Source organism: Fictibacillus sp. S7, from assembly GCF_004127935.1.
GTDB lineage: Bacteria > Bacillota > Bacilli > Bacillales > Fictibacillaceae > Fictibacillus_C > Fictibacillus_C enclensis.
The window spans coordinates 3,076,939-3,103,023 of the sequence record NZ_QJKL01000001.1; the positions used below are offsets into that span (position 1 = coordinate 3,076,939).

The following is a 26,085-nucleotide window of genomic DNA, read 5'->3' on the forward strand; positions in this document are numbered from 1 at the left end:
TAATATACCATTTTCATACGGTTTTTATCAACAAAGAAATGGAAATCCTTAAAATTAAGCGGGAATTTAAATGGTTGTTCTGCTTCACTATTTTTCCCGAATGGAGTCCTTAAAGTCTTCCTGTCCTTCACCCAATAGACGTACAGCATATACTTCCGTACAAAATCCTCTCAGTCCGTTATAGACACGGTTCACACGGGATTCATGCTGAAACAGCCCAAATACGGTAGGGCCGCTGCCGCTCATCAGCACTCCGTCTGCGCCGAGCCGGTGCATCTGATCCTTAATTTGCTTTACTTCCGGATACAGTGGAAGAGTGACCGTTTCAAGAACATTCCCGAGCTCCCTGCAGATGGCCTCGTAATCATAGCCTTCGATCGCCTGAACCATTGCATCAATGTCGGGATGCTCGATATTTTGAACATTGAGCTTGCGGTAGACCTCAGCTGTGGAAACCCCGATTGGCGGCTTGGCCAGGAGCACCCAGCAAGGCGGCGGCGGTTTAATATGCTGAATATGCTCTCCTCTTCCGGTTGCAATGGCTGTGCCTCCATACACGCAAAAAGAAACATCAGAACCGATTTTCGCGCCGAGAACAGCCACTTCGTCAATCGTCAGTCCCAGATCCCAGAGTTCATTCAGGCCCTTCAGTGTTGCGGCGGCATCACTGCTTCCCCCTGCCAGTCCTGCGGCCACCGGAATATTTTTGGAAATATGTATTCCGACACCTTTCTTTACCCCAAACGTCTCTTTTAGCAGCATTGCTGCCTGATATGCTAAATTCCGCTGGTCAAGAGGCACAAATCCGCCTGTGGATTCGATCGTAATTTTATTTTCCTCAAGGAGGGTCAGTTCCACACGGTCCGCCAGATCCACTGTAGTCATAATCATCTTAACTTCATGGTACCCATCTTCCCGCTTACCGAGAACATCAAGAGACAAATTGATTTTTGCCGGAGCTTTGATGGATATCTTTTTATCATTCATAAAGATTCCCCTATATCATTAATATATAATTTGATACTATCACAAATCCGGAGCAGCCTCTATATGGAAAAGAGACTGCGGCAAAGGGTCTACAAAAAAACCGGAGCATGGCTCCGGCACTCGCGTATTTATTGCTGTCGGGACAGGTTCTGCTGTGCGATCTCAATTGCACGCTTCACCATATTGCCTGCATCCTTGGCCTTGATGCCGCCCCAGCCTTCCTGCTGGACCGTATTATAAAACCCAAGGTCTTTGGCAAGCTCCATCTTGAATTGCTCAGACATCATTCCACGTCTTCTGCTCATGATGCAAACCCCTCTCATATAAAAAATAAGCGATATGGATTAGTATTTTACGATTGGGGTATGGTTATGTATGAATAGGCGGCTTGAAAAAAAGCATAAAAAAAAGCAGTAAGAATTCTTACTGCCCGCTAACCACCTGGGATTCTTCTAAGAAAGTAAGTTCAACGGTTTCCGTTAATACGTCAGCGTAGCTGTAAGAAACACGTTCAAAAGCGTTGGTGTCCTGATCCAGTTTAATAATAAATACGGCAGGGTATGTTTCTTCCAAGGTACCAAGTCGTTCAATCGTTTTGCGACGACCTCCGTTAGCTCTCAGAGAAAGTCTTTTACCCACGTTAGACTCCAAAATTCGTCTAATGTCCACTATTGTTTTACCCATATCGGCTCCACCTCACTTAGACAAATTGTAACATAAATCGCTACTTTTTGTCAAATTAAAACTAAAATTATAGCAATTTTGAAGTTCGGATGTCAATGAAAAATTATCCTTTTTTTCACTTTTATTATGTGGACAAATGTAAAAATTATGTATGAACACCAAAAAACTTTAAAAAAACACAAAAAAGCCTCCAGCGAGGAGCAGCATAAGTCAGGCCGCTCTTTGCAGGCTGGAAGCCTTTTTATTGCATATAGGTCTGTGATTTGATCGGCATGCCAGTCCTCAAGAAGCCTTTCGTTTCGACCCCGCCCAGACCTTCCCTTCCCGTAAGGGTGTTTCTCAGGACGTCCATCACATTCACATGATCCATAAACGACGTAAGACTGATCTTTGAAACAATATAGACCGGGTCCAGAGCATGAATATTAATTCGTGCGGGTGAACTTGCAAAATTGCTGCCGGCTTTGATCAACGATTCAAAATGGGACTGACAGGCACCGGCAAATATCATGAGATGGTCGAGTTGCGGGTATTTCCGGCGGATTTCCCTAACCGTCCGAACAAAGAACTTAGTATGGCGGTAGGCCTGCATATCCTCAATGGAGCCTTTGCTTTTCATATACGCATCATGTCCGGTAATGACAAGAATATCAGGACGGACCTCATCCACAAGGGCCGGAACTTTCTCCGGCATCTCCGTCTCTTTGATATGAATTCCGTACACCGGCACACCCAGCCGTTTATATAATTCCAGGCATTTGCTGAGGTAAAGAGGATCACCATCCACATGCAGCACTCGTCCGGGCAGTTCAAAATAAGATTGATCATATTCGTAACCGTTCGTCGAGAGGTACTCCCTTTTTTGCCGGAGCAGATAATAATCCTGCCGGAACAGCTTGTAAGAAGACTCTTCCTTTGCCTGGCCCTCCTGACGCCTCTCATGCTGCTGCTGCTGCGACATGGTCACGAGATCAGCGACAGGAGCATCGGCCAAGAGACGCATTTCCTCTCCTGCCAGGTCAGCTACTGTTTTATCTTCATTAAAACCTACGATGCGGAACAACAAATCACAATTATAAGATGTTCTGCCAACCACTGCACCAATCTCAAGTTTCATCAAACTCCCCCTGTTTGGGAAAAAGTACAAATCCCAGTTACCATATTCTTATTAAAGATATGTAACCGGGATTCGAAACATGAGTCTCATTTTAAAAGAGGAGCCAACGCATCTGCGAGCTTGGCAAACTCCTGAATGGTCAGGGTCTCGCCCCTTCGTTTAGGGTCAATCTCAATGTGTCCGAACACCTTTTCGAGCTCTTCACGCTTCTCTTTTAGTGGAAGGTTATTGAGGAGATTGTTCCAAAGAGTTTTCCGTCGCTGTGCAAAGGAAGAACGAATGACTTCAAAGAGGAAATCTTCATCCTGCACCTGAACCGGAGGCTCCTTACGCAGCGTCAGACGGATCACAGCCGAGTCCACATTCGGTGCAGGCACAAAAACCGTTTTCGGCACCTTCAGGACGGTCTCAGCTTCCGCATAATACTGGACGGCGATGGACAGGGAGTTGTACTCTTTTGTCCCCGGTTTCGCCGCAAGCCTGTCCGCTACCTCCTTTTGAATCATGCAGACAATCCCCCTGATGGGCAGCTTTTCGGTAAGCAATTTCATGATGATGGGCGTAGTCACATAATAAGGAAGGTTCGCCACCACCATAATATCCTCAATGCCGGAAAACTCTTCCTGAATCACTTTATTCACGTCAGCTTCCAGAATATCCGAATGAATGACTTTAACGTGAGGATAAGGTGCGAGTGTTTCACTTAAAATAGGCAACAGCCGCTGGTCAATTTCAAACGCTACGACCTTTTGTGATTGACGGGCAATATGCTCGGTGAGCGAACCAATTCCAGGTCCGATTTCAATCGCTCCGGAATGTTCCGTCAGGTTTGCCTGAGCAACGATGTTATTCAATATATTGCGATCGATCAAGAAATTTTGACCGAGACTTTTTTTAAATGTAAAGCCATGCTTCTTCAAAATGGCTTTCATGCTTTGCGGATTCGAGATATCCTTCATTATTCCCGCTCCTCCTGTTGTATTTCAAGTATAGCATCAGCAAACTGCTCTTCCGTGATCTGAAACATCATCAATCGCTTGTGAAGCTGCTTGCCATTCATATAGCCAATCCTTAATCGCCTTCCCAGTTTTTCTCTTCTGGCCTTTGCCTTTGGTCCGCCGATCAGGCCGGCCGAAACAAGATCATTCCAGGTGATCCGTTCCACTTCTTCAATATATTCTTCCTTTACATTATCGAGCGCTTCCCTGATGGATTCCTTGGATGCATGCTCCACACCGAGCCCTCTTTTATTCTTTGCGATGGCCTCTTGTTTCGGAAGAAAGGCATGCTTGCAGCCTGGTACGTTGTTTGAGATGATTTTACGAATGCGTTCACCGGGGTAATCGGGATCGGTAAAAATGATCACTCCCCGCTTTTCCTGGGCAAGCCGGATTTGCTCAATCGTCTCCTCACTGATTTCAGAGCCATTTGTTTCAAGGGTATCCGCATTGACTGCATTCTGTATCACAGTGGTATCACTTTTTCCTTCTACCACGATTACTTCTTTAATTTTCATAATTACCTCCCAGATGATGCAAAAAACTACTTTCTAGTATACCCATACTTTCCTTTTAGGAAAATAAAAAGCAGAGGATTGCCGCCCGTGCCCGCCGATCCGGGTTGGACGCCTCTCCCCTGCTTCCTTTTGTTTATTATCTATTTAATAACTTTTACTTTTACTGATTTTCTTCCCCATTGTTCGGCTTGAGACTGAGAGGAGAAGAATACATCGATTCGGTTTCCGTTGATTGCTCCGCCTGTATCAGCGGCAACCGCGTAACCATAACCTTCTACATATACTTTACTGCCAAGCGGAATCACGCTCGGGTCGACCGCAATTACTTTCGCATTCGGGTTCGCATGCAGGTTCACGCCTGTTGCGGTCTTACCGGTGCACCCTGCACAGTTTGCTGTATATGCTGTGCTTGTTACATACAGCTCCTTATCTCCAGAGGAAGATGGGCTGCTTTTTCCGCGGGATACAACAACCGGTTTTGCTTTCGGCTTCGGTTGTGGTTTTGGTGCGATCTTTGTTCCCACAGCGATCACTTTGTCTTTGCTATCTTTCAGGGTTTTTTTGCTTTTTAGTTTGCGGGATACTTCCTTCCCGTTTTCAAGTACGACCTCATACTTTTTGGAAAGCCGGCCCTTTGAGCCCTCTTTCACTACTTTTTCCTTGCCCTTTGCCAACTTTCCGTCTTGGTGTTTAACTGTGGCAAACGGTGTATCTTCCTCCACTACATCGGTGACCTTTTTCACCCGGGTTACGTTAATCTTCAATCCGTCTTTAAGTTCGGTCTTTTTCGCAGGTTTCACGCGATCAAGATCTCCCAATTTTACTTTATCTTGTTTTAAAAGGTCAGCGACCGTAGTCGAGGTGGTCCAAACTTGCTTTTTCTTGCCTCCCACAACAAGGTCCACAGAGACAGCTTGCTGCAGGTTGATTTCCTGCTTGTCTTCAATTGGTGTATTTAATGCTGGTTGTAATTTATCGTGCTGGTTTACGCTGATTTCTCGTTCACCAAAAAATTCTTTTACTGTATCGGCTGTTGACCACACGGACTGCTTTTCCCCGTCAACTGTAAAGTTCACCCGGTGTGCAGGCGTGTATTCAATCTGCATGCCGTCTTTGAGCGGCTCATTTAATCCTGGCGTGACCGCGTCATGGCGGTTTAGTTTAATTCCATAATCAGAAAGTGCATCCCTAACATTTTCAGCGTGCGAACTAAACGATTTCTTCTTTCCGTCAACCATGATGGAAACATCTGTTTTCGAAGTTTCATAGCTTACGAAACCTGTTGTCACAGCCAGAACGATGATAGCGGCAGCAGCCAATACGAGCTTTTTCGTCAAAAATTCATAAAAAAGCTTTCCTTTGCTCCTGTTCATGTCACCTATTCCCCCTTCACAAAGATTGAAGTATAATCGCAGATTTTTTCGTTGTCAAATCCCTCCTCATATTCAATTGATTGGCAAATATCCACTAATCGATTGAATCAGGGCAGGAAGAGCGGGGAAACCTCCCTATCGTTTCCTTCACTCATCCCTTGCTATTGCTGGATTTTCAACGTTGATGTGACCGAGCACTCAGTCGCTGATCTGATACAGGCGCTTCGCATTTTCGGTCGTTTTTTTAACTAAATCTTCCAAAGGTATTTCTCTTAATTCTGCTATGGCCTCCGCCACATACTTTACATAGGATGGTTCGTTTCGTTTTCCCCTGAGCGGGTGAGGACTTAAGTAAGGGCAATCCGTTTCAATCAAAAGCCTGTCAATCGGAATCTCCTTGGCTACTTCCTTTGGCTTCTTCGCGTTTTTAAAGGTCACGGGACCGCCAAACGAAATATAAAAGTTCATATCCATGCATTCCTTTGCCACTTCAAGACTGCCACTGTAGCAATGCATGATTCCGCCGACTTCTTCGGCTCCTTCTTCTCTCAGAATATCAACCACGTCCTGTGTCGCCTCGCGGTTATGAATGATAATCGGTAGCTTCACTTTTTTCGCCAGTTGAATCTGCTGCCGGAACACGCGCTTCTGCACGTCCTTCGGTGATTTGTCCCAATGATAGTCCAGCCCCATTTCGCCAATGGCTACGACCTTCGGATGGTCCGCAAGCTCTTCAATCCATTGCAGATCCTCCGGTGTCATATCCACTGCATCAACAGGGTGCCATCCTACAGCTGCATAGATAAAATCATATGTATCAGCCAATTTTAGAGCGCCTTTGATTGTCGGCTGATCGAACCCGACAACCACGATATGTGAAATTCCTTCATCCAAAGCTCTTTGAATCACGTCTTCAAGATCTTCTTCAAACTGAATTGCATTTAAATGTGCGTGTGTATCAAACATGAAGATAACCCTCCCATAACACTTTCACAGTTTATCATACCTTTGTCCTATAACACCAAGTCGTACGTATAACAATTGCATTACAGAATGATTACATACTGGAAATTCAGCGGTAAATATAGGGATTAATCTGCCCTATCCCTTCTTTTTCTTCGTTTTTATACAAAAAAAGGAAGCCCTTTTAGGCTTCCCATTCGACGCTGTTCTATTTTACTTTTGCACCGTTCGGCAAGTTTTGATCAACGGTTGCCAATGTAAGCTGGTCACCGGCCGAACCGGCAAGGATCATGCCCTCTGACAATTCCCCGCGCAATTTAACCGGTTTGAGATTTGTCACACAGATGACTTTTTGTCCAACAAGGTCTTCAGGACGGTAGAATTTTGCGATTCCTGATACAACCTGTCTTTTTTCATAGCCCAAGTCAAGTTGAAGCTTTAAAAGCTTGTCCGCCTTCTTTACCGGTTCTGCTTCAATGACCTGTGCCACCCGAAGATCGACTTTCATGAAATCATCAATCGAAATCTCAGCGGATTCTTCTTTTTCAACTACAGGAACCTCTGCTTTTTCTTCCTCTTTCGCTGCAGGAGCACCACCCATTGATTGTTTAATGTAACTGACCTCTTCTTCTGTTTCCAGGCGAGGGAAGATCGGGTTTCCTTTTTGGACAGTAGTTCCTCCAGGAAGCTTACCAAACTCAAACACTGTATTCCATTCTGTCAGCTCTCCTTCCTGGATGCCAAGCTGGTTCCAGATCTTTGCAGGCGCATTGGTCAGGAATGGCTGAATAAGGATGGAGACGATACGGATGGATTCCGCCAGGTGGTACATTACTGAACCCAAGGCTTGCTTGCTTTCTTCGTTCTTAGCCAAAATCCAAGGCTGTGTTTCATCAATATATTTATTCGTACGGCTGACTAGCTGCCAAATATTGCTTAACGCTACTGAGAATTCCATGTTTTCAAGAGATTCTTCCGTTTTCCTGATGGCTTCCTCAGCAAAATCAACAAGGTTCTGATCAAAATCCGTTACATTGCCCTGATAGGCAGGAAGTGCTCCGTCAAAATACTTGTTGATCATGGCAACCGTTCGATTGAGAAGGTTACCAAGGTCATTGGCAAGGTCGTGGTTGATTCGGTCTACGAAGCTTTCCGGTGTGAATACCCCATCTGAACCAAACGGAACTTCGCGAAGCAGATAGTAGCGGAGCGCATCCAGGCCATAGCGGTTGATCAGCGTAACCGGATCCACCACGTTCCCTTTGGACTTGGACATTTTTCCGTCCTTCATTAATAGCCATCCGTGCGCAAACACTTTTTTCGGAAGCGGCAGATCGAGTGCCATCAGCATGATCGGCCAGTAGATAGTATGGAAACGCACAATCTCTTTACCCACCAGATGGACATTCGCCGGCCAGAATTTCTTATACTTCTCGTCATTTTCAGAGCCGTACCCAAGAGCTGTAATATAGTTGGACAATGCATCAATCCACACATAGATCACATGCTTCGGATTGCCCGGAACCTTCACGCCCCAATCAAAAGACGTACGGGAAACCGCCAAATCCTCCAGACCCGGCTTGATAAAGTTATTAATCATTTCATTTTTTCGGGATTCAGGCTGGATAAATTCAGGGTTCTCTTCATAAAACTGAAGGAGCCGGTCGGCATATTTGCTCATTTTAAAGAAATAGCTTTCTTCTTTTACACGTTTAACTTCTCGCCCGCAATCCGGGCATTTTCCGTCAACAAGCTGAGTCTCCGTAAAAAAGGACTCACACGGCGTACAGTACCAGCCTTCATACTCGCCAAGGTAAATATCTCCCTGATCAAGCAGCTGTTTGAAGATTTTTTCGACACTTTCCTTATGTCGGACTTCCGTGGTGCGAATGAAATCATCGTAGGAAATATCAAGCTTTTCCCACAGCTCCTTGATTCCTGTAACAATCTCATCCACATACTGCTGCGGACTTACATTGTTTTCTTCTGCCTTTTGCTGAATCTTCTGGCCGTGTTCATCGGTTCCTGTCAAATACATGACATCGTAGCCTTTTAAGCGCTTGTACCGTGCAAGAGCATCACCCGCAACGGTTGTATATGCATGCCCGATATGGAGTTTTCCGCTAGGGTAATATATAGGCGTTGTAATATAAAATGTTTTTTCTCCCATAATAAATTCCTCCGGTATAAAAATTTAATAAACTATGAAAAAAGCCCCTGCAGAAGGAGGGACATGTTATTTACAGGAAAAGTGAGGATAAAGCGCACCTATTCGATTGGGTAAATAAGAAAAAGTGTAAAAAAATGTTTCTTCTGGGACATAAAATACAAAGCAGGTGCGAAATCACTTTATGTAAATATCTTCATTATGCTCTTTTCTTCACTCAAAATATACCTAATACCACAAAGTGATGTCAAGGTAAACAGGATGAGCAGGGAAGAACAGGCTAAGAGGGTATTTTTTAAAAGTCAGTTTTGTCGAAAAATGACGAATTTATCAAGCGTAATTTCCAGTAATAATTTTGAAAATAAAACATAAAATTCTAAGCCTTTTTTTACCTTTTTTCTTCAACATTCTGATATGATTGAATCTATGGAAAACAAGGTAAATAGATAGAGAAATTTTTATTTACAAAATAGTTGACCTAATCTGGAAATATTGTTATGATGAATCCGTAAGATTTTGTCGAATTCTGACGATTATATAAATATAGATAAAAATTAGGTTTAGATATTCTACTATTCGGGAGGAGATTACTAAAATGAAATCTACAGGTATTGTTCGTAAAGTTGATGAGCTAGGACGTGTGGTAATTCCAATCGAATTACGCCGTACTCTTGGAATTGCTGAAAAAGACGCATTGGAAATTTATGTTGATGATGACCGCATCATCCTCAAAAAATATAAGCCAAACATGACATGTGCTGTTACAGGTGAAGTTTCTGATGATAACTACTCACTAGCTGGCGGGAAAATCATTCTTAGCCCAGAAGGTGCAAAAGAAATCATGAACGAACTTCAAAAACAACTTCAAACTTCAAAATAATAAAAAATGGCCTCCTGTCGATCAGGAGGCTTTTTTATATACCGTTATTTTGTTCTTGTTCGACGTGATAAGCCTGATAGACTTCTCTCTTGGATACGTTCCTGTCTGCGGCGGCCCGTTTGATCGCATCTTTGCTTTTTAGCTGTTCCTGTTCGATGTAATGCTCGACATGCTCAACCATAGTGAGCGGTTCCCACCATTCGGTCTCACCATTCTCTTCACCCGGTCCATTTTCCGAGCCTTCTACAATGAGGCAAAATTCCCCTCGGATCTCTGTGTTTTTCGCCCATTCCAGAACTTCCGTCAAAGTACCTCTGATAAACTCTTCATATTTCTTCGTTAATTCTCTGGCCATCGAAAGCTGGCGATCTCCGAGCACTTCATGCAAAACTGAGAGCGTTTCTTTTAATCGATGAGGAGATTCATAAAAGATTATGGTAAACGGATAGAACTTCAACCGCTCCAGCTGTTCCCGCTTCTCTTTTTTTCCGCGTGGAAGAAATCCATAGAAGTAAAAGTCCTTTGTATCCAGCCCCGACGCAATCAAAGAGGACAGAGCCGCATTGGCTCCAGGCAAAGGAATCACAGGAATGTTCTCCTTTAAGGCGCTGACCACCAGCTCATAGCCTGGATCCGAAATGGCGGGCGTTCCCGCATCGGATACGATTGCGATGGTCTTCCCTTCCTTTAACCGGTCGATCATCTTCACGCCGCTTGCTTCTTTATTATGCTCATGATAGCTGAGAAGCGGTGTCTGTATCTCGAAATAATTGCAAAGCTTTTTGGTCTGCCGTGTGTCTTCCGCCCCTATGTAATCGGCTTCCTTCAAAATCCGAATGGCACGGTATGTTATATCCTCCAGATTGCCGATCGGTGTGGGAACCAGGTAGAGTACGCCTGTTTCATGTTGTTCCTGATAGCTCTTTTGCTGCCACATGACTCATTCCTCCTTCCTTCTTATTTTCCGTAAAAGACAGTTTTCAATTCTTCCGTGTACTGGCCATCTTCTCCATAAACAGTAAGCGGCGAATGAATGTGAAGATCCGGACTGCCATCCTTCATGCCTTCAATCAGCAGCATATTGGCTTCACTGCCTTTTTTCGGATGGATGAATTGCAGTCTCTTTGGCTCCAGCCGGTACGCCCTCATGGTGCTTAAAATATCCATTAAACGCTGCGGCCGATGTACAAAGGTGACCTTCCCGCCCTGTTTCACGAGTTTACTGCTGACCGAGACGACATCTTCCAGCGTACAGTAAATTTCATGCCTGGCAACAGCTAGGTGTTCATTTTCATTATGGTCTTTTCGATTAGCTGATGGAAAATAGGGAGGATTGCATACGACGGCATCAAACCGGCCGTGGCCCAATTTTTCCGGGAGATTGACAATGTTGTCCGTCACCATGCTGACCTGATCCTCAAGGCCGTTCAGCACAATACTCCTTTTTGCCATATCGCTCAGCCGCTCCTGGATTTCCACGCCTGTAATTTGGGCTTTGGAACGCTGGGTTAAAAGCAGTGCCACGGCTCCATTCCCGCTGCAAAGGTCAATAATCCTTCCTTTTTGGATGGGAATATAGGCAAACCTGCTCAGCAATACAGCATCCAGGGAAAAAGAAAAAACGCTGGGGCTTTGAATAATTTTAAGGGACTCATCCACCAGATAATCCAGACGTTCGTCTCCTTGTAACCGGCTCTCCATTTCATCACTCTTTTCGTAGTTTTACCCTTACAACAGAAAAGAGTCTTCCCCATTGGAAAGACTCTTATTTTTTATTAAGGAAGGAAAGACAGAACAGGCAGTCGCCCTCTGTTCGTACACTTCCGTAATGCAGATTGCAAATATGAAATCCTTCTTGATACAGCCTGGCCAAGTTGTCATAGCCTTCCCCGATATCTGCCGATTCTTGTGACAGTGACCGCTTTTTAACAGAGGATTTGGATCCCTTTTTTTCCTGTGGTTTCAGAGCACTTCGCAAATTGTAATTTTCCATTTGCAGGTTGTGATTCTGTTCCAATAAGGCGACAAGGTCTGCTTTTAAGTCTCCAATTTGCTCCGTTAAAGCTGCCAATTGCTGCTCCATATGGGTCACCCGGGAAAAAATTTGATCTTTCTCCACGTGCTTTCCACCTCATTATTCTGTAGCTTGCGTAAATAATTCCTTTTCTTTCATGAGCTCATCAATTGTATATTCTGTTACTTTTTCAAGTTCAGGCAGATCAACCTGCACAAGTTTCTCGAGCATATTCAATCCTACCACGCGACCTCTTCCGTCAGGAGTAGCAATATACTCTCCAACATCCGGAAGTTCTTTTTTGACTTCTTCATAGTAGTCGTTTTCATACTTCAAACAGCACATTAAACGGCCGCAAAGTCCGGAAATTTTCGCTGGGTTCAGCGAGAGATTCTGATCTTTGGCCATCTTGATTGAGACGGGTTCAAAGTCACCAAGAAAAGTTGAACAACAAAGCATTCTTCCGCATGGACCGATTCCGCCAAGCATTTTGGCTTCATCGCGAACACCGATTTGACGAAGTTCAATCCGTGTTCTGAAAATGGAAGCAAGATCTTTAACAAGTTCACGGAAATCGATGCGTCCATCTGCTGTGAAATAAAAAATAACTTTATTTCGGTCAAATGTATACTCAACATCCACCAATTTCATATCCAGCTTATGCTCGGTGATTTTCTCAGTGCAAAGATGAAAGGCTTGTTGGGCAGCTTTTTTGTTTTCTTCCACCGCAAGAGTATCTTTTTCGTTTGCATTTCTTACGACTCTTTTCAAAGGAAGTACAACATCATTCTCCCCAACTTGCTTCTTGTCTATAACGACTTTCCCGTACTCAATACCGCGTGCTGTTTCGACAATTACGAATGAACCCTTTAAGATTTCAAGGTCGCCAGGATCGAAATAGTATATTTTTCCCGCTTTTTTAAAACGGACACCAACTACTTCATACACAGGCTTTTATCCCTCCCGTAATCGTAAAACCAGCTGCTCCATGAGGAGCTGTGGGTTTACGTTTGCACCTAGACGTTGCTTGGCTGTTAATACCGCCAGCATGTTCTCACTGATTCGTTTCTGTGAGGTATGTAGAGCTTGTTGCTCCAACGCCTGCCGCTGATCGACTAATACCAGGTGCTCCGGCTCCGAAAGCTGTATAAATAAAAGATCTTTGTACCAGATCAATAAAAGGCTTAATGCGTTGTCGAGTTGATCTTTTTCCTTAAAAAACGACAACCAGTTTTCCTGTAATGAAACAAGAGCCTGGTTGGGACGACTCCTCAACTCTTCAGTTAATTGTATCACTTTGTCTCGTGCTTGTGCAAACCACTCTTCCCTACAAATTTCGAGCGCTTCTGACGTATCATTCGTCAGAGCCGCTGCCATGGATGCCATCGGCAGGGAAATTCCCTCGTTCTGAAGAACACCGATCAGCTGGTCGGAGGGAAGCGGTGAAAAAGAAAGCACCTGTGAGCGTGACATAATCGTTTCAAGCAACCGGTGCATCTGTTCAGTCAGCAAAATGGCGATAGTGGAAGACGTAGGCTCTTCCAGAAATTTCAGCAGACTGTTGGCTGCCTGGACCGTCATTCGGTCGGCATGTTCGACAATATAAACCTTCTTTTCCGATTCCATGCCATGATAGGCAAATTCTTTTTGCAGACCGCGTATTTGATCGATCTTAATAGATTGCCCGTCCGGCTGAACCACATGAACGTCGGGATGATTGCCTGAATCGATCCGTCTGCAATCCCTGCATTCTCCGCAAGGTTCAACATCTGTTTTCTCCCTGCATAAAAATGTCTTTGCAAGCTGCAGGGCCACGTCCATCTTGCCGGTGCCATGACCCCCCTCAAATACATAAGCATGAGCAAGACGGTCTTTCCTGACAGTGTTTGTTAACGTTTTAACAACCCTTGGCTGACGCTTACTTAATTGTTCCCAGCTCATTTTTTCCACCTACATATATAGATTAATCAATAGCCCTTTCATTTCGCCAACCTGATCAAGGAGGCTGATTGATTTTTCTTCTTTCTTTATCATCGTATCGGTCATTTCGAGCAGTTTCGTGTCAATCTCCTGAACCAGCCGTGATGTCTGCAATCTTCCCTGGCTGTTCCACCCTTTGTGTTGTTTAAGATTCATGCCAAAACTTACGGCTTCTTTGACAAATCGCTGAACAAGCCGCTTGTATTGCGTGAAATCTTTCAATGTCTGGCTCCGAATGAGCCGCTCGCCCTGTTTTTCCACATCTTTAAAAAGCGTTCCCAATTGCTCTCTTTGAAGCTTTTTCTGTTGAGTCGCTACGGCTTCCCTAAACGAAAGACCGTTTTTCCCGTTTTCTCTGGTTTCTGCAATCCTGGTCTCAACCACCGTACGGGAATCCTGGCCGATTTTCATTTCCATTCCTCCATTGTTTAAAACTGCTGAAAACTTTCGATCGGAAGAACAAACACCGTTGCGCCTCCAACTTCAACTTCAACAGGATAAGGGACATACGCATCAGCATTGCCGCCCATAGGAGATACAGGAGCAACCAGCTGATTGCGGCTCTTGCAGTTTTCTTTGATAATTTCCATGACCCGATCTACCTGCTGATCTTCCACACCAATCATAAACGTCGTGTTGCCTGCCTTCAGGAACCCTCCTGTGGTCGCAAGCTTGGTCGCACGAAATTCATGTTTGACAAGGGCATCTGCCAACCGGTTGCTGTCTTTGTCCTGTACAACTGCAATGATCATCTTCATCCTTTGTATCCCTCCTGCTTTTGTATTATTTATATCGGTTCGCTAGAAGCAATTTAATATCCTTTATGATTTCATCAAAAACTTCGTCTACCGTCTGATTTCCATCGACAAGCAGGAAACGCTCCATGTTTTCTTCATAAATCTTTTGAAAACCGGATCGGACCCGTTCATGGTAATCAAGCTCTTTCTGCTCAATACGGTCAAGCCCTTCCCCTGAGTAACGGCTTACCATGCGCTGTCTCCCGATCTCGGGTGCAACATCAATAAGATAGCTGCGGTCCGGCTTTAATCCCCCTGTTGCAAATCGGTTGATGCGCGTCACATCCTCTACAGGAATACCGAGGCCATACGCCTGATAAGCGACGGAAGCGTCCACAAACCGGTCGCACAGAACCAATTTTCCTTCCTGAAGTGCAGGGACGATTTTTTCCTTTACGTGCTGTGCACGCGATGCGGCGTACAGCAGTACCTCCGTTTCATCCGCCATCTCCGGATGGGCCGGATCCAGGATTAATGACCGGATTCTATCGCTTACCGCGGTTCCCCCCGGTTCCCGGGTTAAAATAAAGGGAACTGAATTTCCCTGTAAAAACTCCGCCAACTTTTTGATTTGAGTGGATTTGCCTGAGCCATCAGGTCCTTCAATAGTTATAAATAATCCGTTCACAAGCACTCTTCCTTCTGTTCTGCAAATACGTATATTTTATGTTCCTGTCCTCCATGAAACCTTGCACCCTGGCTGGACAAGTACTGATATTCTTTAATCATAGCTTCTGTGATCCGTTCACCTTTTGCAATCAAAGGAATGCCTGGCGGGTACGGTATAATCGCTTCTGCTGCAATAAAACCTGCTGCCTCTTCAAGAAACACAAACTGGGTCTCCATTTGCGCCAATTCCTTGTAACTCTTTTCAAGAGCACTAATCTCAGCCGACTGGACGGTTACCGGAGTTTGTCGAAATTGTTCCTTGTGAAACATTTCTTCCGAAAGAGCATCCTGTATCGTTTGAATGATTGTCGTTGAATCCTGAACCTCTTTCAATGGTAGAACAAACAATACATTGAAGGGATCAGCAAGTTCAGTGTAAATTCCCTGTCTCTCAAATATATGCTGTAGTTCATATCCCGATAATCCCATCGTACTCTGTACCGTAACTTTCAATGGATCCACTCTGCATCCTGGTGAAGCCTCCAGCACATGAAGTCCAGAAAGATCAGTTAAGGAGCGGCGAAAATGATCTGCATTCTGCCTGATTTTTTTAAAATCACCAGTAGAAAGATTTGCGGTATACGCTCTGGCCAGATCAAGAGAGGCCATAATGGGATAGGAAGGTGAACTTGACTGAAGGGCTTGTAAGTAATGTTTTACCCTTTTTTCGTCAATTCGAAAACTGTTGGAGTGCAGGTACGCGCCCATTGTCATCGCCGGGAGGGTCTTATGAGCCGAATGCACAACCATATCCGCTCCAGCGCTTATCGCACCATCCGGAAAGTATTCACTGTGCCCCAAATGAGCACCATGCGCCTCATCCACCAGCACAACCAGATCTTTATGATGCATATACTCAACGATTTCAGTCAGATCAGGAATCATACCATAGTAGTTTGGAGAAGTGAGAAGGATTCCTTTGGCATCTGGATACTTGTCCAGTGCCTTCTTCACACTTGCAAAGGAAATACCTGTCGCAAACTGCCCTGCCCGGTCTACTTCAGGAGATAAAAAAACAGGCTTCAATCCAGCCAGCTCAAGCCCGTTTAACACGGACTTATGGCAATTCCGCTGAATGAAGACAACATCCCCTTCCTTAAAAGCCGAAAACAGCATGACTAGATTTCCTGCGGTACTCCCACCAACAAGGAAGTAACTGTGCTTTACGCTGTAAAAAGAAGCGGTCAGCTGCTGTGCCTCATGGATCGCTTCTGTCGGTTCATGAAGATCATCCAGTCCCGACAGTTCTGTCACATCAAAGGGAAGCACAGATGAAAACGCCTCGGTCAGCTGAAATCCTACAGTCCCGTTCTTGTGGCCTGGTACGTGAAAAGACCATTTTGTATGGTCACGATGCCGCACAAGGGCATCGTACAATGGTGTTTGTTGTTGTCGCATCCTGTTTATTCCTTTGGTCATTAAATGTTTTGCTTAGCTTTATTTTAGCATAACTTCATATCGTCTGCTTTACGTCCAAAGAGAAAACAGGCCGTTGGCGGCCTGTTTAGACAGAGGATTTTACCAGTTTCAGTTTTCGTAATTGATTCAGATAGTGCTTATAATACTCGTCATTGGTCTCGGCAGAAACTATTTTTTCTTCGCAATCCATACAAATGTACTGATGTAAAATGTGAATGCCTATTTGCTTCCTTTCTTCGCAAACTAAGCACAGTTCCCCTGCTTGCTGTTTTGATGATTCCATTGTTTATCCACCTCCGTTACTCCCATTCTTCCCAGGGCGAAGCTTCTCTATACTCTCGTACCTTACTAAACTCGTTTTTTCTTCTTGGGCTCTAGTTCAATGTATGTAACCCGGAATTTGTTCGTGTCTGTCTCCGAAAATTAAAGCCTTTTTCAGGTTTTATGCTGATTCTTTTATCTGATGGTTGGTGTGGATTTGAGGTTTTGGATAAGGAAAGGTTTGGACAAGTCAGGGCTCTCTGAGATAAGTTTTTAGTTTTTTTGAAAAGGAAAGGACTAATTGAGGAGTTTTTTGTGCGGTTTGACACGATTTACTTGCATATCACGTCATTTTCATCTTTCGAAAAAACAAAAAAGCACCGCTGATTTCTCAACAGTGCTTAATTTTTGCCCGGCAACGTCCTACTCTAACAGGGGGAAGCCCCCAACTACCATCGGCGCTGAAGAGCTTAACTTCCGTGTTCGGTATGGGAACGGGTGTGACCTCTTCGCTATTGCCACCAGACATATTTAATTTTGAGGCATATTCCCTCAAAACTAGATAACTTCATCCAAACTTACTGATTTAATTAAGGATAAGCCCTCGACCGATTAGTATCTGTCAGCTCCACGTGTCACCACGCTTCCACACCAGACCTATCAACCTCATCATCTCTAAGGGGTCTTACTCACTTGACGTGATGGGAAATCTCATCTTGAGGGGGGCTTCATGCTTAGATGCTTTCAGCACTTATCCCGTCCACACGTAGCTACCCAGCTATGCCCCTGGCGGAACAACTGGTACACCAGCGGTGTGTCCATCCCGGTCCTCTCGTACTAAGGACAGCTCCTCTCAAATTTCCTGCGCCCGCGACGGATAGGGACCGAACTGTCTCACGACGTTCTGAACCCAGCTCGCGTACCGCTTTAATGGGCGAACAGCCCAACCCTTGGGACCTACTTCAGCCCCAGGATGCGATGAGCCGACATCGAGGTGCCAAACCTCCCCGTCGATGTGGACTCTTGGGGGAGATAAGCCTGTTATCCCCAGGGTAGCTTTTATCCGTTGAGCGATGGCCCTTCCATGCGGAACCACCGGATCACTAAGCCCGACTTTCGTCCCTGCTCGACTTGTAGGTCTCGCAGTCAAGCTCCCTTGTGCCTTTACACTCTGCGAATGATTTCCAACCATTCTGAGGGAACCTTTGGGCGCCTCCGTTACGATTTAGGAGGCGACCGCCCCAGTCAAACTGCCCACCTGACACTGTCTCCGAACCGGATCACGGTTCCAGGTTAGAATTTCAATACAGTCAGGGTAGTATCCCACCGACGCCTCCATCGAAGCTGGCGCTCCGACTTCTCAGGCTCCTACCTATCCTGTACAAACTGTACCAAAATCCAATATCAAGCTGCAGTAAAGCTCCATGGGGTCTTTCCGTCCTGTCGCGGGTAACCTGCATCTTCACAGGTACTATAATTTCACCGGGTCTCTCGTTGAGACAGTATCCAAATCGTTACACCTTTCGTGCGGGTCGGAACTTACCCGACAAGGAATTTCGCTACCTTAGGACCGTTATAGTTACGGCCGCCGTTTACTGGGGCTTCAATTCAGAGCTTCTCCCCTAAGGGATAACCCCTCCTCTTAACCTTCCAGCACCGGGCAGGTGTCAGCCCCTATACTTCGCCTTGCGGCTTCGCAGAGACCTGTGTTTTTGCTAAACAGTCGCTTGGATCTATTCACTGCGGCTCTCTCGGGCGATAAACCCTACCAGAGCACCCCTTCTCCCGAAGTTACGGGGTCATTTTGCCGAGTTCCTTAACGAGAGTTCTCCCGATCATCTTAGGATTCTCTCCTCGCCTACCTGTGTCGGTTTGCGGTACGGGCACCTCTTTCCTCACTAGAGGCTTTTCTTGGCAGTGTAGGATCAGGGACTTCGGTACTGTAATTTCCCTCGCCGTCACAGCTCAGCCTTCACGATTGCGGGATTTGCCTCACAATCAGCCTAACTGCTTAGACGCGCATTTCCATTCGCGCGCTCTCCCTACCTTCCTGCGTCCCCCCGTCGTTCAAACGGAAAGGAGGTGGTACAGGAATTTCAACCTGTTGGCCATCGCCTACGCCTTTCGGCCTCGGCTTAGGTCCCGACTAACCCTGAGCGGACGAGCCTTCCTCAGGAAACCTTAGGCTTTCGATGGACAAGATTCTCACTTGTCTTTCGCTACTCATACCGGCATTCTCACTTCAAAGCGCTCCACCAGTCCTTCCGGTCTGACTTCACCGCACTTCGAACGCTCCCCTACCACTGTACCTGATGGTACAATCCATAGCTTCGGTGATACGTTTAGCCCCGGTACATTTTCGGCGCAGAGTCACTCGACCAGTGAGCTATTACGCACTCTTTAAATGGTGGCTGCTTCTAAGCCAACATCCTGGTTGTCTGGGCAACTCCACATCCTTTCCCACTTAACGTATACTTTGGGACCTTAGCTGATGGTCTGGGCTGTTTCCCTCTTGACTACGGATCTTATCACTCGCAGTCTGACTCCCGCGGATAAGTCTCTGGCATTCGGAGTTTGACTGAATTCGGTAACCCTGTGGGGGCCCCTAGTCCAATCAGTGCTCTACCTCCAGGACTCTAGCCGCGAGGCTAGCCCTAAAGCTATTTCGGGGAGAACCAGCTATCTCCGTGTTCGATTGGCATTTCACCCCTACCCACACCTCATCCCCGCACTTTTCAACGTGCGTGGGTTCGGGCCTCCATTCAGTGTTACCTGAACTTCACCCTGGACATGGGTAGATCACACGGTTTCGGGTCTACGACAACGTACTATGGCGCCCTATTCAGACTCGCTTTCGCTGCGGCTCCGCCTTCTCGGCTTAACCTTGCACGTTATCGTAACTCGCCGGTTCATTCTACAAAAGGCACGCTGTCACCCGTTAATGGGCTCCAACTACTTGTAGGCACACGGTTTCAGGATCTCTTTCACTCCCCTTCCGGGGTGCTTTTCACCTTTCCCTCACGGTACTGGTTCACTATCGGTCACTAGGGAGTATTTAGCCTTGGGAGATGGTCCTCCCGGATTCCGACGGGGTTTCACGTGTCCCGCCGTACTCAGGATCCACTCAGGAGGGAACGAAGTTTCAACTACAGGGCTGTTACCTTCTTTGGCCGGCCTTTCCAGACCGCTTCATCTACCCCGTTCCTTTGTAACTCCATGTAGAGTGTCCTACAACCCCAGAGGGCAAGCCCTCTGGTTTGGGCTGTTTCCGTTTCGCTCGCCGCTACTCAGGAAATCGCATTTGCTTTCTCTTCCTCCGGGTACTTAGATGTTTCAGTTCCCCGGGTCTGCCTTCTCATATCCTATGTATTCAGATATGGATACCATCCCATTACGGATGGTGGGTTCCCCCATTCGGAAATCCCCGGATCAACGCTTACTTACAGCTCCCCGAGGCATATCGGTGTTCGTCCCGTCCTTCTTCGGCTCCTAGTGCCAAGGCATCCACCGTGCGCCCTTTCTAGCTTAACCTTTAAACACGATCGTAAGATCGTAAAAAAATCACTAAATCAGCGCACAACTAATGAATTAGTTGGCTTGTTTGGATGTTTCGTTATCTAGTTTTCAAGGAACATGGCCACATCAAATGTGTAACCTTTATGAATTGAAAGAAACGATGTTCTTTCAAAACCAAACAAAAGCTCAGAGTAAGATTCATGAGGCACCTGAGTGCTCATGTCTCCATAGAAAGGAGGTGATCCAGCCGCACCTTCCGATACGGCTACCTTGTTACGACTTCACCCCAATCATCTGTCCCACCTTCGGCGGCTGGCTCCAAAAGGTTACCCCACCGACTTCGGGTGTTACAAACTCTCGTGGTGTGACGGGCGGTGTGTACAAGGCCCGGGAACGTATTCACCGCGGCATGCTGATCCGCGATTACTAGCAATTCCGGCTTCATGTAGGCGAGTTGCAGCCTACAATCCGAACTGAGAGTGGCTTTTTGGGATTGGCTCGGCCTCGCGGCTTCGCAACCCTTTGTACCACCCATTGTAGCACGTGTGTAGCCCAGGTCATAAGGGGCATGATGATTTGACGTCATCCCCACCTTCCTCCGGTTTGTCACCGGCAGTCACCTTAGAGTGCCCAACTGAATGCTGGCAACTAAGGTCAAGGGTTGCGCTCGTTGCGGGACTTAACCCAACATCTCACGACACGAGCTGACGACAACCATGCACCACCTGTCACTCTGTCCCCCGAAGGGGAAAGCTTGATCTCTCAAGTGGTCAGAGGATGTCAAGACCTGGTAAGGTTCTTCGCGTTGCTTCGAATTAAACCACATGCTCCACTGCTTGTGCGGGCCCCCGTCAATTCCTTTGAGTTTCAGCCTTGCGGCCGTACTCCCCAGGCGGAGTGCTTAATGTGTTAACGTCAGCACTGAGGGTGGAACCCCCCAACACCTAGCACTCATCGTTTACGGCGTGGACTACCAGGGTATCTAATCCTGTTTGCTCCCCACGCTTTCGCGCCTCAGCGTCAGTTACAGGCCAAAAAGCCGCCTTCGCCACTGGTGTTCCTCCACATCTCTACGCATTTCACCGCTACACGTGGAATTCCACTTTTCTCTCCTGCACTCAAGTCTCCCAGTTTCCAATGACCCTCCACGGTTGAGCCGTGGGCTTTCACATCAGACTTAAGAAACCGCCTGCGCGCGCTTTACGCCCAATAATTCCGGATAACGCTTGCCACCTACGTATTACCGCGGCTGCTGGCACGTAGTTAGCCGTGGCTTTCTGGTCAGGTACCGTCAAGGTACCGGCAGTTACTCCGGTACTTGTTCTTCTCTGACAACAGAGCTTTACGACCCGAAGGCCTTCATCGCTCACGCGGCGTTGCTCGGTCAGACTTTCGTCCATTGCCGAAGATTCCCTACTGCTGCCTCCCGTAGGAGTCTGGGCCGTGTCTCAGTCCCAGTGTGGCCGATCACCCTCTCAGGTCGGCTACGCATCGTCGCCTTGGTGAGCCGTTACCTCACCAACTAGCTAATGCGCCGCGGGCCCATCTGTAAGCGTCAGCCGAAACCGACTTTCAAAAAAGAAGCAGGCGCTTCTCGTTATCATCCGGTATTAGCTCCGGTTTCCCGGAGTTATCCCCGTCTTACAGGCAGGTTACCCACGTGTTACTCACCCGTCCGCCGCTAAATCAGAGGAGCAAGCTCCTCGTCATTCGCTCGACTTGCATGTATTAGGCACGCCGCCAGCGTTCATCCTGAGCCAGGATCAAACTCTCCAATAAAGTGTTTGATATAGCTCTTAATGTTTAAAAATAAGAAATTGATGGGATTGTAAAATCCCTGACTTACTCTGGCTTTTGTTTGGTTTTCAAAGAACATTTGTTTGCGTCGCTTGTTTTGGCGACTTTATTAGTATATCACTTATCTGCCGATCAAGTCAACACTTTTTTTAAAAAGTTTTTTCTTGGCTACTTGCCAAATCAGCAAGCAAAGAAGCAGCTCAATTAATATACCACGGCAGCTAATGGTTGGCAAGAGTTTTTATCAAAATAAAAAAAGAATCCTCTTTTGCCGAACAAAAGCTCAGCAGGAAGAGGATCAGCCCACAATAAAATACTGTATGGCTGCCAGTGAAGCAAGCCCAGGCAGACCGAGCAAACCGGAAATAAAGACAGTGGCCGCATTGATCGGTACGTGGATATCGTAGGAGGCCCCTGCGGTGTTCAGAAAGAACAGCAGCAAAGCTCCAATCGACAGGCGTATCAGCAGCTGCCCTGTCCACCTTAGCGGCTTTAACGGAGCTCCGATCAATAGTAACAGCAAGATTGCACTTCCTATAATGGAAATGACCATAACAGGTTGCATACTCATCCTCCCTACCCTTCATATATAGCTAATGTATGGAGGATGTCCCAAAAAAAGAACAGGAAGGCCTATTTCAGCCTCCCTGTTGTGACTTTTCTAATTTTCGCTTCCTTTAGCAGGAACAAATATTTGGCTTCTGCCAGCTTCAATTCACACAAAACCTGATCCGAAGGCTCGACGCTTCGTTCTACCATGGCTTTCTGATTGGCCCAGACAGTCTTGATTTGCTGAAGGGATTCTAAAAGACGTTGATCTCCTTCTTTTCGCAAACGCCCTTTTCGGGAGAAGAACATACGGTATGTCTCCTTTTAATTATATTTCACGTCTGCCTTCCATGGCTTTGGAAAGTGTCACTTCATCGGCATATTCCAAATCCCCGCCTACAGGGAGTCCATGAGCAATCCGCGTAACCTTAATGCCGGTCGGCTTTAACAGCCGGGCAATATACATAGCTGTAGCTTCACCTTCAATATTGGGATCCGTCGCCAAGATGATTTCCTGAATGTTGTCATCGGCCAGCCGTTTTAAAAGTTCCGCAATTTTGATGTCTTCCGGTCCAATCCCTTCAATCGGGGAAATGGAACCGTGCAGCACATGGTAGAGGCCCCGGAAGTCCTTCATTTTTTCCATGGCGATAACATCCTTGGAATCATGCACCACACAGATGGTGGTATGATCCCTGCTGGAATCATCACAGATCATGCACGGATCACGGTCTGTAATATGAAAGCAATTGGAACAATATATTAAGTTCCTTTTGGCGTTCACAAGAGCACGACCAAAATCGAGCACATCATCTTCACGCATGTCTAATACGAAAAATGCCAGACGGACCGCTGTTTTGGGCCCGATTCCTGGCAATTTCATAAAGCTGTCTATCAGCTTTGATATCGGCTCTGGGTAATGCATATGTTAGCCCCCTAGAATAATCCCGGTATGTTCAGCCCTTTAGTGAATTTGCCCATATCCTGTGATACAAGCTCATCTACTTTTTTAAGTGCTTCGTTGGTAGCAGCAAGCACAAGGTCTTGAAGCATTTCAATATCTTCAGGATCTACGACTTCCTCTTTAATGTTAACTTCCAGAATTTCTTTATGTCCGTTAGCAATCACGGTAACCATACCGCCGCCAGCAGTGCCTTCCGCTTTTTTATCCTTAAGGTCCTCCTGGGCTTTTGCCATTTCCTTTTGCATCTTCTGCATTTGTTTCATCATATTGTTCATGTTTCCGCCGCCACGCATCATAAATATCTTCCTCCTAAGGTTTATTCTTTTATTTCAATTAATTCTTCTCCAAAGAGCTTTTTGGCTTCTGCAATTAGTGGATCTTCCGCTTCCGCCTCGCCCTGTCCTCCATCGCTCCGCTGCTGCTGCTGAATGAACTCCTTTTTTACGGTCTCCCATTCAGGCTGGAGGATGGTTAGCATGGTTAGGGACTTCCCTATTGTACTATATATTACGTTTTCCACACAGCTGCGAATGTTGTCGGACGACGCCATTTGGCTGTGAATTTCATGTTGGAAGGAGAGAAGCACATCTTTGTCTGAGCATGCAACCGGTTCTGCACCAGATAAAAGAGCAAAGACACTTACTTTTTCCGCCTTGATCTTCTCCATGATGGTTCCCCAGTTGTTTTTCACCTGGACCAAATTCGGCTTGGCCGCTTTTTTCAGCATCTCTTTCACCCGGCCGGTATTTGTTCCGCTTCCTTTTCCCGATGTCCTGAATGTTTTCTTTTCCTGGACAGGGGGGGCATCGGATGAGGAAGGTGCAAGCGCCACACCTTTTTCCTTCAGTATTCGGACTTCATGCTCGAGGTCTTCTATTTTCTTAAACAAGTCCTGGCTCACTCCTGCTGTTTCCTGCCGTTCTTCCTGGCAGATTTTGATCAGGGAAAGCTCCAGAAAAATCTTAGGATGATTGGTCCACTTCATTTCCTGCTGTGACTGATTCAACAGCTCGATTACTTTGTAAATCCACGTACGGTCCGTTTCCTCTGCAAGTTCTTTGAATTCATCATCCACTTTTACCCGGTCAAGTATTTCTTCAAGATTCGGAGCCGTCTGGTATAAAAGCATGTCACGGTAGTAATAAATGAGATCGGTAAGGAAGCGTACAGGATCCTTCCCCTCCGACATAAGCCGGCCCGCCACATTCAAAGCTTTCGCTACGTCCTTCTCCTTAAAGGCTTTGGCCACCTGTGATAAAAAGCCTTGCGAAACGGCCCCGGTAACCGCGAGCACATCCTCGACCTTCACTTCATCCTCGCTGTAGGAAATCGCCTGATCGAGCAGACTTAACGCATCCCGCATTCCCCCTTCAGCAGCCCTGGCAAGAAGGTGGAGGGCATCATCATCCGGAATGATGCTGTTGGAATCCAGTATGGTCTTCATTCGGTTAACGATGGAATCACTGGAGATCCGCTTGAAGTCAAACCGCTGGCAACGCGAAATAATAGTCAGTGGAATTTTATGTGGTTCTGTTGTAGCAAGAATAAAAATAACATGGGGTGGAGGCTCTTCCAATGTTTTAAGCAGGGCGTTGAACGCTCCAGTTGAAAGCATATGAACCTCATCAATAATATAGACCTTATAACGGACAACCGATGGTGCAAATTTCACTTTATCTCGTATATCCCGGATGTCGTCGACTCCTGTATTGGAAGCCGCATCGATTTCCAGTACATCGGAAATGGACCCGTTTGTAATTCCCATACAGTGATCGCATTCATTGCAAGGTTCTGCTGTTGGTGCATGAACACAGTTTACAGCCTTAGCAATAATCTTCGCCGCACTTGTTTTCCCCGTTCCCCGTGGCCCTGAAAACAGATAGGCATGGGAAAGCTTGTCCTGGACAAGTGCGTTCTGGATTGTCTTGGTGATATGTTCCTGTCCGACCACATCATGAAAGGACTGAGGCCGCCAGACACGGTAAAGCGCTTGATAGCTCATCCCATGCCCTCCTTCATTCATGTTTAAAAATAAGTTCTCTATCCTCTATTATACTGAAAATCAGCAAAAAACTCACCCCATAAGGAGTGAGTTATTGTTTTAAGTATATAAAATGCCGCGCACCTCTCTTTGGAATAGCCAACCTACGCGTTACCCAGGCAGTTAGCTCGATCCAGGCTGCCCCGCGGCACACGAAGATGACCACTTACTGCTGCTTCCTTCCGGACCTGACAGGGTTCATGGGTCCCCGTTGCGCAGGACCCGAATGTCAACACCACTTACGTGGGTCAGGCCGTACGTTGGACTAACCGAGGAGAGGAATTCAGCCTCGCTACAGCGGATTGCGAGTACAGGGCACCGCTACCTCCCCGCCTAGCGCGACAAAGTGTATAACATTGTTAGGCACATATCAAATGTGCAAGATTAAGTA

25 protein-coding genes, 3 rRNA genes and 1 other RNA gene are annotated in these 26,085 nt (G+C 46.3%); 1 reads left to right on the forward strand and 28 read right to left on the reverse strand.

All coding sequences use genetic code 11. The features are described from left to right. Positions 1 to 87 precede the first annotated feature (87 nt). The 9 genes from ispE to metG all read right to left on the reverse strand — a co-directional run bounded on the left by ispE (position 88) and on the right by metG (position 8,810). The gene (gene ispE / locus DMO16_RS16025) at positions 88 to 987 is read right to left on the reverse strand and encodes a 4-(cytidine 5'-diphospho)-2-C-methyl-D-erythritol kinase (RefSeq protein ID WP_061975967.1); all 900 of its coding nucleotides are present in this window, start codon (positions 985 to 987) and stop codon (positions 88 to 90) included. Positions 988 to 1,115: 128 nt separating this feature from the next. Further along, positions 1,116 to 1,292, reverse strand: a complete 177-nt coding sequence (locus DMO16_RS16030) for a small, acid-soluble spore protein, alpha/beta type (RefSeq protein WP_061975969.1) — start codon at positions 1,290 to 1,292, stop codon at positions 1,116 to 1,118. A 118-nt stretch (positions 1,293 to 1,410) separates the two neighbouring features. Further along, entirely contained in the window at positions 1,411 to 1,671 is a 261-nt protein-coding gene (gene veg, locus DMO16_RS16035) for a biofilm formation stimulator Veg (RefSeq protein ID WP_061975971.1), read from the reverse strand. A gap of 241 nt (positions 1,672 to 1,912) precedes the next feature. Further along, a complete protein-coding gene (yabG, locus tag DMO16_RS16040) occupies positions 1,913 to 2,788 on the reverse strand; it encodes a sporulation peptidase YabG (protein ID WP_061975973.1) in 876 nt (291 codons plus the stop codon). 86 nt (positions 2,789 to 2,874) lie between these two features. Continuing rightward, entirely contained in the window at positions 2,875 to 3,750 is an 876-nt protein-coding gene (gene rsmA, locus DMO16_RS16045) for a 16S rRNA (adenine(1518)-N(6)/adenine(1519)-N(6))-dimethyltransferase RsmA (RefSeq protein WP_129478586.1), read from the reverse strand. Next, a complete protein-coding gene (rnmV, locus tag DMO16_RS16050; RefSeq protein WP_061975977.1) occupies positions 3,747 to 4,304 on the reverse strand; it encodes a ribonuclease M5 in 558 nt (185 codons plus the stop codon). Before rnmV ends, rsmA begins: the two co-directional genes overlap by 4 nt. Before the next feature lie 140 nt (positions 4,305 to 4,444). Further along, the gene (locus DMO16_RS16055; protein WP_129478588.1) at positions 4,445 to 5,677 is read right to left on the reverse strand and encodes a G5 and 3D domain-containing protein; all 1,233 of its coding nucleotides are present in this window, start codon (positions 5,675 to 5,677) and stop codon (positions 4,445 to 4,447) included. Between the two features lie 198 nt (positions 5,678 to 5,875). Then, positions 5,876 to 6,643, reverse strand: coding sequence for a TatD family hydrolase (locus DMO16_RS16060; RefSeq protein ID WP_129478590.1), 768 nt, complete (start codon positions 6,641 to 6,643; stop codon positions 5,876 to 5,878). A gap of 205 nt (positions 6,644 to 6,848) precedes the next feature. Beyond that, positions 6,849 to 8,810: a methionine--tRNA ligase gene (metG, locus tag DMO16_RS16065; protein WP_129478592.1), complete on the reverse strand. Its 1,962-nt coding sequence runs from the start codon at positions 8,808 to 8,810 to the stop codon at positions 6,849 to 6,851. Positions 8,811 to 9,402: 592 nt separating this feature from the next. Between metG and DMO16_RS16070 the strand changes: the two genes are divergently transcribed. Continuing rightward, the gene (locus DMO16_RS16070) at positions 9,403 to 9,687 is read left to right on the forward strand and encodes an AbrB/MazE/SpoVT family DNA-binding domain-containing protein (RefSeq protein ID WP_061975985.1); all 285 of its coding nucleotides are present in this window, start codon (positions 9,403 to 9,405) and stop codon (positions 9,685 to 9,687) included. A 34-nt stretch (positions 9,688 to 9,721) separates the two neighbouring features. Here the strand turns inward: DMO16_RS16070 and rsmI are convergent, their stop codons facing one another. From rsmI to ffs, 19 genes are all read right to left on the reverse strand, one after another. Beyond that, positions 9,722 to 10,624: a 16S rRNA (cytidine(1402)-2'-O)-methyltransferase gene (rsmI, locus tag DMO16_RS16075; RefSeq protein WP_129478594.1), complete on the reverse strand. Its 903-nt coding sequence runs from the start codon at positions 10,622 to 10,624 to the stop codon at positions 9,722 to 9,724. A gap of 20 nt (positions 10,625 to 10,644) precedes the next feature. Further along, the gene (locus DMO16_RS16080; protein ID WP_129478596.1) at positions 10,645 to 11,388 is read right to left on the reverse strand and encodes a tRNA1(Val) (adenine(37)-N6)-methyltransferase; all 744 of its coding nucleotides are present in this window, start codon (positions 11,386 to 11,388) and stop codon (positions 10,645 to 10,647) included. Positions 11,389 to 11,452: 64 nt separating this feature from the next. Continuing rightward, positions 11,453 to 11,806: a DNA replication initiation control protein YabA gene (gene yabA, locus DMO16_RS16085; RefSeq protein ID WP_061975991.1), complete on the reverse strand. Its 354-nt coding sequence runs from the start codon at positions 11,804 to 11,806 to the stop codon at positions 11,453 to 11,455. A gap of 15 nt (positions 11,807 to 11,821) precedes the next feature. Then, on the reverse strand, positions 11,822 to 12,649 hold the full coding sequence (locus DMO16_RS16090) for a PSP1 domain-containing protein (RefSeq protein WP_129478599.1): 828 nt from the start codon (positions 12,647 to 12,649) through the stop codon (positions 11,822 to 11,824). Positions 12,650 to 12,655: 6 nt separating this feature from the next. Further along, a complete protein-coding gene (holB, locus tag DMO16_RS16095) occupies positions 12,656 to 13,642 on the reverse strand; it encodes a DNA polymerase III subunit delta' (protein WP_129478602.1) in 987 nt (328 codons plus the stop codon). A 9-nt stretch (positions 13,643 to 13,651) separates the two neighbouring features. After that, positions 13,652 to 14,092 (reverse strand): YaaR family protein, encoded by a 441-nt coding sequence (locus DMO16_RS16100; protein ID WP_129478604.1) that lies wholly within the window; start codon positions 14,090 to 14,092, stop codon positions 13,652 to 13,654. A 17-nt stretch (positions 14,093 to 14,109) separates the two neighbouring features. Further along, on the reverse strand, positions 14,110 to 14,439 hold the full coding sequence (locus tag DMO16_RS16105; RefSeq protein WP_061975998.1) for a cyclic-di-AMP receptor: 330 nt from the start codon (positions 14,437 to 14,439) through the stop codon (positions 14,110 to 14,112). 25 nt (positions 14,440 to 14,464) lie between these two features. Then, positions 14,465 to 15,106 (reverse strand): dTMP kinase, encoded by a 642-nt coding sequence (gene tmk / locus DMO16_RS16110; RefSeq protein WP_164988942.1) that lies wholly within the window; start codon positions 15,104 to 15,106, stop codon positions 14,465 to 14,467. Further along, entirely contained in the window at positions 15,103 to 16,545 is a 1,443-nt protein-coding gene (locus tag DMO16_RS16115; protein WP_129478608.1) for an aminotransferase class I/II-fold pyridoxal phosphate-dependent enzyme, read from the reverse strand. The genes tmk and DMO16_RS16115 overlap by 4 nt, the downstream gene beginning before the upstream one ends. Positions 16,546 to 16,651: 106 nt before the next feature. Then, positions 16,652 to 16,849 (reverse strand): sigma factor G inhibitor Gin, encoded by a 198-nt coding sequence (locus DMO16_RS16120; RefSeq protein WP_061976004.1) that lies wholly within the window; start codon positions 16,847 to 16,849, stop codon positions 16,652 to 16,654. 388 nt (positions 16,850 to 17,237) lie between these two features. Continuing rightward, positions 17,238 to 17,353 (reverse strand): 5S ribosomal RNA (rrf, locus tag DMO16_RS16125). Positions 17,354 to 17,419: 66 nt separating this feature from the next. Continuing rightward, positions 17,420 to 20,358: ribosomal RNA gene (locus DMO16_RS16130) — 23S ribosomal RNA — on the reverse strand. 216 nt (positions 20,359 to 20,574) lie between these two features. Next, positions 20,575 to 22,122, reverse strand: a 16S ribosomal RNA gene (locus tag DMO16_RS16135). The 16S, 23S and 5S rRNA genes sit together here, the layout of an rRNA operon. A 316-nt stretch (positions 22,123 to 22,438) precedes the next feature. Beyond that, entirely contained in the window at positions 22,439 to 22,705 is a 267-nt protein-coding gene (locus DMO16_RS16140; RefSeq protein ID WP_061976037.1) for a pro-sigmaK processing inhibitor BofA family protein, read from the reverse strand. Positions 22,706 to 22,773: 68 nt separating this feature from the next. Next, positions 22,774 to 22,998 (reverse strand): YaaL family protein, encoded by a 225-nt coding sequence (locus DMO16_RS16145; RefSeq protein ID WP_061976035.1) that lies wholly within the window; start codon positions 22,996 to 22,998, stop codon positions 22,774 to 22,776. A gap of 19 nt (positions 22,999 to 23,017) precedes the next feature. Beyond that, on the reverse strand, positions 23,018 to 23,614 hold the full coding sequence (gene recR, locus DMO16_RS16150) for a recombination mediator RecR (protein ID WP_061976033.1): 597 nt from the start codon (positions 23,612 to 23,614) through the stop codon (positions 23,018 to 23,020). Positions 23,615 to 23,625: 11 nt separating this feature from the next. Further along, complete coding sequence (locus tag DMO16_RS16155; protein ID WP_061976031.1) at positions 23,626 to 23,949, reverse strand: YbaB/EbfC family nucleoid-associated protein; 324 nt, start codon at positions 23,947 to 23,949, stop codon at positions 23,626 to 23,628. Between the two features lie 20 nt (positions 23,950 to 23,969). Then, entirely contained in the window at positions 23,970 to 25,655 is a 1,686-nt protein-coding gene (dnaX, locus tag DMO16_RS16160) for a DNA polymerase III subunit gamma/tau (RefSeq protein ID WP_129478610.1), read from the reverse strand. 115 nt (positions 25,656 to 25,770) lie between these two features. After that, an RNA gene (gene ffs / locus DMO16_RS16165) (signal recognition particle sRNA large type) lies at positions 25,771 to 26,036 on the reverse strand. Between the last annotated feature and the right edge of the window lie 49 nt (positions 26,037 to 26,085).